We start from the raw sequence: 1,467 nt of genomic DNA, 5'->3' as shown, positions 1-1,467 counted from the left end.
CTATCCCTGTGCCAGTTGGTTACCAGTGATATTTCAAAATCCTGCTCTGGAACCGCCAACTTGGGAAGACTTGATCCGAAATATTAGCAATCCTATTGATGATCGAGACTATCTCAAGCATAAACTCAAACTCCCAAGGGTTTTACTGGTAAGTTTGATTGTCACTATCGCAGTGATCACAATGCGATCGCTTGGGCTGTTACAAGGATCAGAATTACGTGCTTTCGACCATCTTATGGGTCTGCGACCACCTGAAAAGCCGGATGAGCGGGTTTTAGTAATTGCGGTGGATGAACCTGATATTCAGTATCAGGAAAAGATGGGTTGGTCGAGGAAAGGGTCATTATCCGATACAGCCTTGGCAGAACTGTTGCGAAAACTCAACCGTTATCAACCGCGAGTGATTGGCTTAGATATTTATCATGACTTTGAGTTTGAACCTAACTTAGGGACTCAATTGAAACAAAATCCCCGTTTCATTGCGGTGTGCCAAATGAAAAGTAATGATCACCCTGGTATCGCTTCACCACCGGGTATGACATCACAACAGATCGGCTTTAGTGATTTCCCTCGTGACCCAGATCATATTATCCGTCGCCAACTTCTAGGGATGGGCTATCCGGATAATTGTAATACTCGTTACTCTCTAAGTTTACAAGTGGCTCTGAATTACCTAGCCGAAGAGGGAATCCCGCCGATGAAGAGAAATTCAGCAGGGGATGTAGAAATCGGTGATGTGGTGTTTCGGAAATTCGCACACAATGCTGGTGGATATCAGTTAAAGCCAGAACATGCAAGGGGATATCAGATACTCCTTAATTATCGTGCCAATAATCCCAAACAAGTTAATCTCCAAGACTTACTCAAGGGTAAACTTGACTCCCAACTGCCGGATTTAGTCAAAAATAAGATTGTCTTGATTGGGGTTGGTAAAGATTTAAAGGATGTACACCAGACTCCCTATACTAAAGGGCCATGGTCTGACAAAATACCTGGGGTTATGGTTCAAGCTCAGATGAGTAGTCAGATTATTAGTGCCGTTTTGAAGCAACGACCCTTGCTCTGGTGGTTGCCACAGTGGGGGGAAATGCTTTGGATTGGTAGTTGGTCTGTGGTGGGAGGCCTATTAGTTTGGCGTTTACATTCCCCATCCTACTTGGGAATTGCTGTTTTTGTTGGTATCAGCCTTTTATCTGGAGTCTGTTATGGTCTGTTACTCCAAGGGGGATGGATACCTTTTATACCATCAGCGTTGGCCTTAGTGGCAACCAGTGGAGCCATCGTAGTTTCTAGCATTTTTAAATCAAATGTAAACAAGGATGACAGTTTTTTATATTACCAAAAATCCCTAGATACTTGATTATATCTTGCTTTTTGCTTCTTGCATCTTGCCTTTACTACTCGCGCTTCTGTTTACATCTCAAATGTAAAGGCTCGCTTGATCATCCAATTGTTTTAGATACTTTT

At 42.9% G+C, this 1,467-nt stretch carries 1 protein-coding gene; it reads left to right on the top strand.

What is annotated here, in order from left to right; genetic code table 11:
• A partial coding sequence (locus F6K53_RS42075; RefSeq protein WP_293086420.1) for a CHASE2 domain-containing protein occupies nt 1–1,360 on the top strand: 1,360 nt, incomplete at its 5' end.
• Nucleotides 1,361–1,467 lie beyond the last annotated feature (107 nt).

The sequence above is a fragment of the Moorena sp. SIO4A1 genome (genome assembly GCF_010672065.1).
Classification (GTDB): domain Bacteria; phylum Cyanobacteriota; class Cyanobacteriia; order Cyanobacteriales; family Coleofasciculaceae; genus Moorena.
Note: the sequence above shows the minus strand (reverse complement) of the source record. Positions and strands in the feature narration are given on the sequence as shown.